Genomic DNA, 11545 nt, shown 5'->3' with positions numbered 1-11545 from the left:
AAATTAATCAATAAGATGTACGACGACAAGAATAAAAATCAGGCGCGAGGTTGCACATGCCATCAGCCGATTCTGTCTTCGACTACGTTATCGTGGGTGCCGGTCCTGCCGGTTGCCTGCTGGCCAATCGGTTGTCCGCCGACCCGTCCTGCCGCGTATTGCTGCTGGAAGCCGGGGGCCGCGACAATTACCCCTGGATTCACATCCCCGTCGGTTACCTTTACTGCATCGGCAACCCCCGCACTGACTGGTGCTTCAAGACCGCGGCGCAAATCGGCCTGGGTGGTCGCAGCCTGGGTTACCCCCGGGGCAAGGTGCTGGGGGGCTGCTCATCGATCAACGGCATGATCTATATGCGTGGCCAGGCTGCGGACTATGACCATTGGGCCGAACAGGGCAATGACGGTTGGGCCTGGAAGGACGTGCTGCCGCTGTTCAAGGCCAGCGAAAATCACTTTGCAGGTGGCAGTGATCACCATGGCGCCACTGGCGAATGGCGGGTGGAACGCCAGCGCTACAGTTGGCCGATCCTCGATGCATTCCGAGATGCCGCCGAGCAGAGCGGTATCGCCAAGGTCGATGACTTCAATACCGGCGACAACCAAGGCTGTGGATATTTTCAGGTCAACCAGCGCAGCGGTGTGCGCTGGAATGCATCCAAGGCTTTTTTACGACCTGTGCATAACCGTTCCAACCTCACCGTGCTGACCGGCGTGCAGGTTGATCAAGTGCTGCTGAACAACACCCGCGCCCGCGCAGTGAGAGCATTTTGGCAAGGCGCCTGGCACGAGTTCGCTGCGCGCCGCGAGATCATCCTATGTGCAGGGGCGGTGGGTTCGCCCGGCATCCTGCAGCGCTCCGGCATTGGCCCGCGCACGCTGCTGGAAACGCTCGGCATCGGCGTACGGCACGATATGCCCGGTGTCGGTGGCAATCTGCAAGACCACCTGCAATTGCGCCTGATCTACCAGATCCGCAACACCAGAACGCTCAACCAGATGGCCAACAGCCTGTGGGGCAAGATGGGTATGGGCCTGCGTTATCTCTACGACCGCAGCGGCCCGCTGGCCATGGCGCCGAGCCAACTTGGGGCGTTCGTGCGGTCCAGCCCGGAGCAGCTCACCGCCAACCTGCAATACCACGTACAACCCCTGTCGCTGGAACGCTTCGGCGAGCCGCTGCACCGCTTCCCCGCCTTCACCGCTTCGGTGTGCAACCTGCGCCCTGCTAGCCGTGGGCGCATCGATATCCGTAGCTCGGACATGAACAGCGCGCCACTGATTGACCCCAACTACCTCAGCGACCCTCAAGACCTGCGCGTTGCCGCCGACGCCATCCGTATCACACGTCGCATCGTCCAGGCCCCTGCCCTCGCCGCTTTCGATCCTCAGGAATACCTGCCAGGCCCTGCCCTGCAAACCGAGGAGGACTTGTTCGAAGCGGCAGGCAAGATCGGCACCACCATCTTCCATCCGGTCGGGACCTGCCGTATGGGCAGCGGCCCGCTGGACGTTGTGGATAACCAGCTGCGTGTACGCGGCATCCCCGGCCTGCGCGTGGCGGATGCTTCAATCATGCCGCAGATCACCTCCGGCAATACCTGTTCACCCACCCTGATGATCGCCGAGAAGGCGGCCCAACTCATTCTCAAGGGAGCTGCTACCCAGACCTACCTGAACGAAGACGCGTTACCGACGCCCTGACCCGGGTGCGTGCAGTACCGGCGGCTTGCGGTCAGAAGCTGCCGACAGTGGAACAACAAGAATAATCACTGTGGCCTGCGGGCCGAGGACAGCAACGATGTCGGATTACATCCAAGAGCAGGGGGCGACGGCGAGCAGCCCAAGCCGTCGTGAAGAACGCAAGATCATTTTCGCGTCATCCCTCGGGACGGTTTTCGAGTGGTATGACTTTTTTCTCTACGGTGCGCTGGCGGCAGTGATCAGCAAGCAGTTCTTTGCTGGCGTCAACGACACCACCGCTTTCATCTTCGCCCTGATGGCATTCGCCGCCGGCTTCCTGGTACGGCCCTTCGGCGCGTTGGTGTTCGGCCGGCTGGGTGACATGATCGGGCGAAAATACACCTTCCTGATCACCATCGTGCTGATGGGCTTGTCCACCTTCGCCGTTGGTTTACTGCCTACCTATGCAAGCATCGGTATTGCCGCGCCTATCATCCTGGTGGTACTGCGCATGCTGCAGGGGCTGGCGCTGGGGGGCGAGTATGGTGGCGCGGCGACGTATGTGGCCGAACACGCACCGCCCGGCAAGCGCGGCTTCCACACGGGCTTCATCCAGTCCACCGCTACCCTGGGGCTGCTGTTGTCGTTGCTGGTGGTGCTGGGCAGCCGCTACATCACCGGCGATCAGTTCGAAACCTGGGGCTGGCGCTTGCCGTTCCTGCTGTCGATCGTGCTGCTGGGCATTTCCACCTGGATCCGCATGAGCATGCACGAGTCGCCGGCCTTCGTGAAAATGAAGGCCCAGGGCAAGGTCAGCAAGTCGCCTATCCGCGAGTCGTTCACCTCTTGGCCAAACCTCAAGGTGGTGCTCACCGCACTATTCAGCATCAACGCCGGCCAGGCCGTGACGTTCTACACGGCGCAGTTCTACGTGCTGTTCTTCATGACCCAGATGCTCAAGATGGATCCGGCCCAGGCCAATACCTTGCTGATCATCAGCGTGGTGATCGGCGCGCCGTTCTTCGTATTCTTCGGCTGGCTGTCCGACCGCATCGGCCGCAAGCCTATCCTGATGCTCGGCCTGCTGCTGGCCACGGTGTTGTACTTCCCGCTGTTCAAGGCCCTCAGCCACTACGCCAACCCGCAGATCGACGCAGCGAGCCGTCAGGCGCCGATCGTGGTCACCGCTGACCCGCAAGGTTGTACCTTCCAGTTCGACCCGGTCGGCAAGGCGCGTTTCGACAGCCCGTGCGACAAGGTCAAGACCTTCCTGGTCAAACAGGGCCTGCCGTACAGCTCGGTGAATGTGGCGGGCAGCCAAGTGGTGGTGAACATTGGCGACAAGACCATCAACGGATTTGACGAAACAGCCATGCGCACAGCCATCGAGCAGGCAGGCTACCCGGCCAAGGCGGATCCGTCGCAGGTCAACCAGGTGATGGTGGTGGTGTTGATCGTTGCAATGATCCTGATCGCAACCATGACCTATGGGCCGCTGGCGGCGGTAATGGTGGAGCTGTTCCCGACGCGTATCCGCTATACGTCTATGTCGCTGCCCTATCACATTGGCAATGGCTGGTTTGGCGGTTTCCTGCCCACGGTTTCGTTCGCGCTGGTGGTGTACACCGGGGATATCTTCTACGGCTTGTGGTACCCGGTGTTGGTAACCGGGATCAGCCTGGTGGTGGGAATCTTCTGCCTGAAAGAAACCAGGGATGTGGATATCGACAAGGTCTGATGATGTCTTGATGCCATAAAAAAACCGGCTGTAAAAGCCGGTTTTCTTATGCCTCAAAAAACTTATGCACGTTTTTCAGAAAAATGTCATACACAAAAATAAATAGCAAATTCATATACTTAGCTATCACTTGTGGCATTTCGTCCAAAAATTGCTAACAAGTTATCCACAGATCGTCAGGCAATCCGCTCGTGTGGTTTTTCATCTACCGGTGGCAACGAGCCCATGCGCCGCTGAGTCGTTTCGTTCCAGGCCGCGGCACGGTCATTCAGCTCTGCAATGGCACGCGGGCCGGTGCCATTGGCATACATTGGCTCCCCGATTACCACCTCGATGGTGCCAGAGCGCTTGCCCCACCCCGATTTGGGCCAGTACTTGCCGGCGTTATGCGCAATCGGCAGCACTGGCAGCCCGGCGTTTACCGCCAGCGCGGTACCGCCACGGGAAAACTTGCCCACGGTGCCAAAGGGTACCCGAGTACCTTCCGGGAAGATCAGCACCCAGACCTTCTGCTTGAGCAATTCGTCACCCTTGCTCGCCACCTGGCGCAAGGCTTCCTTGGGGTTATCGCGGTTGATCGCGATCGGCCGCAACATGGCCATGGCCCAGCCAAAGAACGGCACGTACAGCAGTTCACGCTTGAGCACCTGGCTCAATGGCGAGAAATAGGCAGACAGGAAGAACGTCTCCCAGGTGCTCTGATGGTTGGACAGGATCACACAGGGCTCTTTCGGCACGTTCTCGGCACCGGTGACCTTGTAGTGGATACCCAGAATCACCCGCGCCAGCAGCACGGCAAAACGGCACCAGTAGACGTTGATGAAGCGGTAGCGCTTATGAAACGGCAAAAATGGCGCGATAAAAAAGCTCAGCGAGCACCACAGCAGCGAACTGGTGCCCAGCAGCAGGTAAAAAAGAAAGATTCTGATCGCCTGCAGGATCGACATAGTGGCATGTACCGTTGCGGGCTTGCCCGCCTGATAAAAATGCGCCCCTGGGCGCATTGTTTAAATTAGTTCTCTGGCGATAGCTGCCAGATCGTCGAAAATCAGTGTGGTTTGCGCAACACCCTTTTCAAGCGTCCGCTCGCCTTTGCCGGTTTTCACCAGCACCGGTTGTGCACCGACGGCCAGGGCGGCCTCCAGGTCACCTTTACTGTCGCCGACAAACCATACGCCGCGCAGGTCGGCCTGATAATGGTCGGCGATTGCCCGCAGCATGCCGGGCTTGGGCTTACGGCAGTCACAACCCTCGTCCGGCCCATGCGGGCAATACACGATGTAGCCGACTTCGCCGCCTTGCTCTGCCACCAGCGTGCGCAGACGCGCATGCATGGCTTCGAGGGTTGCCAGCGAATAATAGCCACGGGCAATGCCGGACTGGTTGGTGGCCACAGCCACCGTCCAGCCCGCTTTGCTCAACTGCGCGATGGCCTCGATCGAACCGGGGATCGGGATCCACTCCTCCAGCGACTTGATGTAGGCGTCGGAGTCCTGGTTGATTACCCCGTCACGATCGAGAATCAGCAGTTTCAAGGCTTACCCCAGCAGCGAAATGTCGGCAACGCCCAGGAACAGGCCGCGCAGGCGGCTGAGCAGGGCATAACGGTTGGCGCGAACCTTGGCGTCCTCGGCGTTGACCATCACTGCCTCGAAGAAGGCGTCGACCGGGTCACGCAGGGCCGCCAGGCGGGCCAGCGATTCGCTGTACTGACGTGCGGCTGCCATCGGTTGCACAGCCTGGTCGGCCTGCTGGATGGCCGAATACAGCGAGAACTCGTTGGCGTTGTCGAAGTACTTCGGCTCGACCTGTTCGGCAATGGCGCCTTCGGCTTTGCTCAGCAGGTTCGACACACGCTTGTTCACCGCGGCCAGCGCCTCGGCTTCCGGCAGCTTGCGGAAGGCCTGCACGGCCTGCACGCGCTGGTCGAAGTCCAAGGCAGAACCCGGCTTCAGGGCACGTACCGACAGGTAGGTGGCAACGTCGATGCCTTCGTCTTCATAGCGCGCACGCAGGCGGTCGAAGATGAACTCCAGCACCTGCTCGGCCAGGCCGGCGGCCTTGACCTTGGCACCGAACTGCTTGACTGCGAACTCGACCGCAGGGGTCAGGTCCAGGTCCAGTTGCTTCTCGATCAGGATACGCAGCACGCCCAGGGCCGCGCGGCGCAAGGCGTACGGGTCTTTGCTGCCGGTCGGCAGCATGCCGATGCCGAAGATACCGACCAGGGTGTCGAGCTTGTCGGCGATGGCTACCGCAGCACCGGTCAGGGTCTGCGGCAGCTCGGCGCCAGCACCGCGCGGCATGTACTGCTCGTTCAGCGCCAAGGCGACGTCTTGCGGTTCGCCGTCGTTGAGCGCGTAGTAGTAACCGGCAACGCCCTGCATCTCTGGGAATTCGCCGACCATTTCGGTGGCCAGGTCGCACTTGGACAGCAGCCCGGCACGGCCAGCGCGCTGGGCGTCACCGCCGATCAGCGGAGCAATGTACGCGGCAAGCCGGGATACGCGCTCGGCCTTGTCGTAGACGGTGCCCAACTGCGCCTGGAAGACTACGTTCTTCAGGCGTTCGTTGAAGGTTTCGAGCGGCTGCTTCTTGTCCTGCTTGAAGAAGAACTCGGCGTCGGTCAGGCGCGGGCGCACAACCTTCTCGTTACCCGAGACGATCTGCTTGGGGTCACGGCTTTCGACGTTGGCCACGGTGATGAAGCGCGGCAGCAGCTTGCCTTCGCTGTCCAGCAGGCAGAAGTACTTCTGGTTGTCCTGCATGGTGGTGATCAAGGCTTCCTGCGGCACCTCGAGGAAACGCTCCTCGAACGAGCACACCAGCGGTACCGGCCACTCGACCAGTGCAGTCACCTCATCCAGCAGCGCCGGCGGCACGATGGCAGTGCCTTCCTGCTGCATGGCCAGTTCGGTGGTGCGCTTGGCAATCAGCTCGCGGCGTTCGGCGAAGTCGGCCAGCACGTAGGCTTTGCGCAGGTCTTCGACGTAGTTGGCCGGGGTGGTGATGACCACGTTCTGCGGATGGTGGAAGCGGTGCCCACGGGATTCACGGCCGGCCTGCTGCGACAGGATGGTGCAGTCGACGACCTGATCGCCCAGCAGCATCACCAGCCACTGGGTCGGGCGCACGAACTCTTCACGGCTGGCGGCCCAGCGCATGCGCTTGGGGATCGGCAGGTCGTTGAGCGAATCTTCGACGATGGTCGGCAGCAGGCTGGCGGTGGCCTTGCCCGGGATATGCTGGGAGAAGCGCAGCTTGGCGCCGCTCTGGTCGATTTCCGACAGCTCTACCCCGCATTTCTTGGCAAAGCCCAAGGCAGCCTGGGTCGGCTCGCCGTCCTTGAAGGCAGCCTGCAGGGGCGGGCCGTCGATATTGATGCTGCGGTCAGGCTGCTGTACATCCAGCTGGCGAATCAGCACGGCCAGACGACGCGGCGCGGCGTACACCTGTTTACCGGTGTAGTTCAGGCCTGCGGCCTGCAGGCCTTTTTCGATGCCGGCCAGGAAGGCGTCACCAAGGGTGGCCAGGGCTTTGGGTGGCAGCTCTTCGGTGCCCAGTTCTACCAGGAAATCTTGAGCACTCATTGTGCAGCCTCCAGCTTCGCCAACACTTCGTCACGCAGTTCAGGGGTAGCCATCGGGAAGCCCAGGCGTGCACGGGCTTGCAGATAGCTTTGCGCCACGTCCCGGGCCAGGGTACGTACGCGCAGGATGTAACGCTGGCGCTCGGTCACCGAGATGGCGCGACGGGCGTCGAGCAGGTTGAAGGTGTGCGAGGCCTTGAGCACCATTTCATAGGTCGGCAGCGGCAGGTCCAGCTTGATCAGGCGGTTGGCTTCGCTTTCGTAGAAGTCGAACAGCTCGAACAGTTTCTCGACGTTGGCGTGCTCGAAGTTGTAGGTCGACTGCTCCACCTCGTTCTGGTGGAACACGTCGCCGTAGGTGACCTTGCCGAACGGGCCGTCGGCCCAGACCAGGTCGTACACCGAGTCGACACCCTGGATGTACATGGCCAGGCGCTCCAGGCCGTAGGTGATTTCACCGGTGACCGGGTAGCACTCGATGCCGCCTACTTGCTGGAAGTAGGTGAACTGGGTCACTTCCATGCCGTTGAGCCAGATTTCCCAACCAAGGCCCCAGGCGCCCAGGGTCGGCGATTCCCAGTTGTCTTCGACGAAGCGGATATCGTGGACCAGCGGATCCAGGCCGATGGCTTTCAGCGAGCCGAGGTACAGCTCCTGGAAGTTGGCCGGGTTGGGCTTGAGCACCACCTGGAACTGGTAGTAGTGCTGCAGGCGGTTGGGGTTTTCGCCATACCGCCCGTCGGCAGGGCGACGGCTGGGCTGCACGTAGGCGGCGTTCCAGGTTTCTGGGCCGACGGCGCGCAGGAATGTAGCGGTATGGAAAGTGCCGGCGCCTACTTCCATATCGTAGGGCTGAAGCACCACACAACCTTGAGCTGCCCAGTAGTTCTGCAGGGCGAGGATCAGGTCTTGGAAGGTACGCACGGCTGGCGTAGGCTGGCTCACGAAATTCACCTGTATCTGGGGATGCGGATGTAAAGAGCGGGAGTATAACCTGATTCGCCTCGCCCTCTACTCATTGGAGCCTTATGCCACGCTGCTTTTGGTGTACCGACGATCCGTTGTACCAGGCCTACCACGACCAGGAATGGGGAACACCGCAGCGTGATCCGGCGTTGCTGTTCGAGATGCTTTTGCTCGAAGGGTTCCAGGCGGGGCTTTCATGGATCACCGTCTTGCGTAAACGCGAGCGCTATCGCGAGGTGCTGCATCGCTTCGACCCGGTGAAGCTTTCGCAGATGAGCGATGAGCGCATCGAAGAGCTGATGCTCGATGCCGGCATCATCCGCAACCGCCTCAAGCTCAAGGCTGTCCGGCGCAATGCGCAGGCGTGGCTGGCTGTGGATAACCCGGCCGAGTGGCTCTGGTCGTTCGTCGGCGGCGAGCCGAAGATCAATCATTTCAGTGCCCGAAGCGAAGTGCCGGCGGTCACCGACGAGGCCAAGGCGATGAGCAAGGCGTTGCAAAAAGCCGGCTTTACATTCGTCGGCCCGACCATCTGCTACGCCTTCATGCAGGCTACCGGCATGGTCATGGACCACACCACCGATTGTGATCGTTACGCCGCCTTGCTGCGCTGAGGGGTTACAATGCGCGCCTTGCTGAAATAAGGAATTGGCCTGTGGAAAAGTTCAAGGGCGCCCTGATGGTCGGGGTGCTGCGTCTGTTTGCCAAGCTGCCCTGGGGCGCGGTACAGCGCGTCGGTGCCGGGATCGGCTGGCTGATGTGGAAAGTACCCAACGGTTCGCGCAATGTCGTGCGCATCAATCTCGCCAAGTGCTTCCCTGAGATGGACCCGGTCGAGCGCGAGCAACTGGTCGGCCGGGCGCTGAGAGATATCGGCAAATCCTTTGTCGAAAGTGCCTGTGCCTGGATCTGGCCGCCACAGCGTTCGCTTGAGCTGGTCAAGGAAGTGCACGGCCTGGAAGTGCTGGAGCAGGCCCTGGCCTCAGGCAAGGGTGTGGTCGGTATCACAAGCCACCTGGGTAATTGGGAAGTGCTCAACCACTTCTACTGCAACCAGTGCAAACCGATCATCTTCTACCGCCCGCCGAAGCTCAAGGCCGTGGATGACCTGCTACGTGAACAGCGTGTGCAGATGGGCAACCGCGTGGCGCCTTCGACCAAGGAAGGCATCCTCAGCGTGATCAAGGAAGTGCGCCGCGGTGGGCAGGTGGGGATTCCCGCCGACCCGGAGCCGGCGGAATCGGCTGGTGTGTTCGTGCCGTTCCTGGGCACCCAGGCGCTGACCAGCAAGTTCGTGCCGAACATGCTGGCCGGTGGCAAGGCGGTGGGGGTGTTCCTGCATGCCCTGCGCTTGCCGGATGGCTCGGGCTTCAAGGTGTTTCTGGAGGCTGCGCCAGAAGAGATGTACAGCACGGATGTGAACGTGTCGGCGGCGGCCATGAGCAAGGTGGTCGAGCGTTATGTGCGCGAATACCCGAGCCAGTACATGTGGAGCATGAAGCGCTTCAAGAAGCGCCCGGCTGGCGAGGCGCGCTGGTACTGAGAGTTTGGGGGCGCCCTGCGCCCCTTTCCCCACAGCTACCCCGCTGCTCTCAAACTCAGCGCAAACCCAGTGGGAGATTCTATGGTTATCAGCAAGCCATTTTCGCGCCTTTGGTGACCTATTCGTCCTGATTTTTCATCAGGGCGAATGCCGCTCGTGCGAACTTTCTAGCCAGGATTACCTTTGCGGGGCTTTCCTTTGAGTCTTGCATCGGATTTACCGGCCCTATCGCCGGCAAGCCGGCTCCCACAGGGAACGCGCAGTTCTTGAGGTCTGCACTGTACTTGTGGGAGCCGGCTTGCCGGCGATGGGCTGCAAAGCAGCCCCGGCATTTCAGGCTTTATTCAGCTTCTTGAGAAACACCGCCATCTCTTTCTCGGCCTGCTTGTCCCCATGGGCCTGCGCCGCCACGATCCCGTCTTCCCAGGCCTTGCGCGCCGCCGTCAGGTCGCCCTGCAGTTGATACGCCTTGCCGAGCAGCTTCCACGCTGCCGAATACTTGGGGTCCTGTTCCACGCAACGGCCCAGGTGCACTGCCGCTTCGGCGCCGTTGCCCTCGTCCAGCCAGGCCTTGCCCAGGCCGAACCGTAGCAGCGGGTTATCCACACCCTTGGCGAGCATCTTCTCCAGCGATTCGCGCATGCCCGCCTCCCTTAGAAGAAACTCAAGCCGACGTGGAACAGCTTCTCCACGTCGCGAATGTGCTTTTTATCCACAACGAACAGAATTACATGGTCACCCGATTCGATCACTGTGTCGTCGTGGGCGATCAGCACCTGCTCGTCGCGGATGATCGCGCCAATGGTGGTGCCCGGCGGCAGGGCGATATCTTCGATGGCCTTGCCGATCACCTTGCTCGACTTTGAGTCGCCATGTGCCACAGCCTCGATGGCCTCTGCCGCACCGCGGCGCAGGGAGTGCACGCTGACAATATCGCCACGGCGCACATGCGCCAGCAAGGTACCGATGGTAGCCAGCTGGGGGCTGATGGCGATATCGATTTCACCGCCTTGCACGAGGTCTACGTAGGCCGGGTTGTTGATGATCGTCATCACCTTGCCCGCACCGAGCCGCTTGGCCAGCAGTGACGACATGATGTTCGCCTCGTCATCATTGGTCAGGGCGAGGAATATGTCGGCATCGGCGATGTTCTCTTCGAGCATCAGGTCCTTGTCCGAGGCGCTGCCCTGCAGCACCACGGTGCTTTCCAGAGTGTCGGAGAGGTGCCGGCAACGGGCCGCGCTCATCTCGATGATCTTCACCTGGTAGCGGCTTTCGATGGCCTCGGCCAGGCGTTCGCCGATCTGCCCGCCCCCGGCGATGACCACACGCTTGTTGGTCTCGTCGATGCGCCGTAGCTCGCCCATCACGGCGCGGATGTCTTTCTTCGCGGCGATGAAGAACACTTCGTCATCGGCTTCGATCACGGTGTCGCCCCGAGGGGTGATTGGCCGGTCACGACGGAAGATCGCGGCCACGCGGGTATCGACGTTGGGCATGTGCGCGCGGATCTGGCGCAACTGCTGGCCCACCAATGGGCCGCCGTAATAGGCCTTGACCGCCACCAGCTGCGCCTTGCCCTCGGCAAAGTCGATCACCTGCAGCGAACCTGGGTGTTCTATGAGCCGCTTGATGTAGTTGGTCACGACCTGCTCGGGGCTGATCAGCACGTCCACCGGGATGTGGTCGTTGTCGAACAGCTCTTCGCGGGTGAGGTAGGCCGATTCACGCACCCGGGCGATCTTGGTGGGCGTGTGGAACAGCGAATAGGCGACCTGGCAGGCGACCATGTTGGTTTCGTCGCTGTTGGTCACCGCCACCAGCATGTCAGCGTCATCGGCACCGGCCTGGCGCAGGACCGTCGGGAGCGAGCCGCGGCCTTGCACGGTACGGATATCCAGGCGGTCGCCCAGGTCACGCAGGCGGTCGCCGTCGGTATCGACCACAGTGATGTCGTTGGCTTCGCTGGCCAGATGCTCTGCCAGCGTACCGCCTACCTGGCCTGCGCCAAGGATGATGATCTTCAT

10 protein-coding genes are annotated in these 11545 nt (G+C 61.3%); 4 read left to right on the top strand and 6 right to left on the bottom strand.

Translation table 11 applies throughout. The annotated features are described in order from the left end of the window. The first annotated feature begins 56 nt into the window (after nucleotides 1-56). Both ACW4TB_RS11110 and ACW4TB_RS11105 read left to right on the top strand, forming a co-directional pair. Nucleotides 57-1703, top strand: coding sequence for a GMC family oxidoreductase (locus ACW4TB_RS11110; protein ID WP_012312027.1), 1647 nt, complete (start codon nucleotides 57-59; stop codon nucleotides 1701-1703). A 97-nt stretch (nucleotides 1704-1800) separates the two neighbouring features. Further along, the gene (locus ACW4TB_RS11105) at nucleotides 1801-3420 is read left to right on the top strand and encodes an MFS transporter (protein ID WP_012312028.1); all 1620 of its coding nucleotides are present in this window, start codon (nucleotides 1801-1803) and stop codon (nucleotides 3418-3420) included. A 176-nt stretch (nucleotides 3421-3596) separates the two neighbouring features. Here the strand turns inward: ACW4TB_RS11105 and ACW4TB_RS11100 are convergent, their stop codons facing one another. From ACW4TB_RS11100 to glyQ, 4 genes are read right to left on the bottom strand one after another with little or no spacing between them, the layout of a single operon-like run. After that, entirely contained in the window at nucleotides 3597-4367 is a 771-nt protein-coding gene (locus ACW4TB_RS11100; protein ID WP_012312029.1) for a lysophospholipid acyltransferase family protein, read from the bottom strand. 60 nt (nucleotides 4368-4427) lie between these two features. Further along, complete coding sequence (gene gmhB, locus ACW4TB_RS11095) at nucleotides 4428-4955, bottom strand: D-glycero-beta-D-manno-heptose 1,7-bisphosphate 7-phosphatase (RefSeq protein WP_012312030.1); 528 nt, start codon at nucleotides 4953-4955, stop codon at nucleotides 4428-4430. Nucleotides 4956-4958: 3 nt separating this feature from the next. After that, the gene (gene glyS / locus ACW4TB_RS11090; RefSeq protein WP_012312031.1) at nucleotides 4959-7010 is read right to left on the bottom strand and encodes a glycine--tRNA ligase subunit beta; all 2052 of its coding nucleotides are present in this window, start codon (nucleotides 7008-7010) and stop codon (nucleotides 4959-4961) included. Then, complete coding sequence (gene glyQ, locus ACW4TB_RS11085) at nucleotides 7007-7933, bottom strand: glycine--tRNA ligase subunit alpha (RefSeq protein WP_196998185.1); 927 nt, start codon at nucleotides 7931-7933, stop codon at nucleotides 7007-7009. Before glyQ ends, glyS begins: the two co-directional genes overlap by 4 nt. 104 nt (nucleotides 7934-8037) lie before the next feature. Between glyQ and ACW4TB_RS11080 the strand changes: the two genes are divergently transcribed. Beyond that, a complete protein-coding gene (locus ACW4TB_RS11080; RefSeq protein ID WP_279930255.1) occupies nucleotides 8038-8589 on the top strand; it encodes a DNA-3-methyladenine glycosylase I in 552 nt (183 codons plus the stop codon). Nucleotides 8590-8630: 41 nt separating this feature from the next. Beyond that, nucleotides 8631-9518 (top strand): lysophospholipid acyltransferase, encoded by an 888-nt coding sequence (locus tag ACW4TB_RS11075; RefSeq protein ID WP_279930253.1) that lies wholly within the window; start codon nucleotides 8631-8633, stop codon nucleotides 9516-9518. A 333-nt stretch (nucleotides 9519-9851) separates the two neighbouring features. Here the strand turns inward: ACW4TB_RS11075 and ACW4TB_RS11070 are convergent, their stop codons facing one another. Together ACW4TB_RS11070 and trkA are read right to left on the bottom strand one after the other, a co-directional pair. Continuing rightward, nucleotides 9852-10160 carry a tetratricopeptide repeat protein gene (locus ACW4TB_RS11070; protein ID WP_279930250.1) on the bottom strand — a complete coding sequence of 103 codons (309 nt, stop codon included), beginning with the start codon at nucleotides 10158-10160 and terminating at the stop codon, nucleotides 9852-9854. Between the two features lie 11 nt (nucleotides 10161-10171). Then, entirely contained in the window at nucleotides 10172-11545 is a 1374-nt protein-coding gene (gene trkA, locus ACW4TB_RS11065; protein ID WP_012312036.1) for a Trk system potassium transporter TrkA, read from the bottom strand.

Source organism: Lelliottia jeotgali (genome assembly GCF_977070485.1).
Note: the sequence above shows the minus strand (reverse complement) of the source record. Positions and strands in the feature narration are given on the sequence as shown.